The organism is Acinetobacter sp. AL9, from assembly GCF_041464035.1.
Classification (GTDB): domain Bacteria; phylum Pseudomonadota; class Gammaproteobacteria; order Pseudomonadales; family Moraxellaceae; genus Acinetobacter; species Acinetobacter towneri.
Map to the genome: position 1 here is coordinate 1 of NZ_JAYFSK010000296.1, position 234 is coordinate 234.

Annotated in this window: 1 pseudogene; it reads right to left on the minus strand. The window is 39.7% G+C overall.

What is annotated here, in order from left to right:
* Positions 1-174, minus strand: a pseudogene (locus ACEO2X_RS14785) (helix-turn-helix domain-containing protein); the annotation flags it as partial.
* Positions 175-234: the final 60 nt, after the last annotated feature.

A 234-nucleotide genomic window follows, 5' to 3' on the forward strand; every position in this document is an offset into this window, starting at 1 on the left:
GGTTTCTGGGATACGTTCTTGTAGAGTGGCAACTTCCGCAACACTTTTACCTTCAGAAAGCCAGAGAATAGTTTGGGCACGTTGTCTTTCACGCCAATGTTTTGCATGCTTGGCCAGAAAAATGAGTCGTTCTCGCTGTTCTAAACTAAGTGGTACAGAAACAATTCGAGGCATGTGTGAACATCTGTTAACTAAAAAAACTTTTTCGCATGATTAGTTATTTTTGTCAACTTA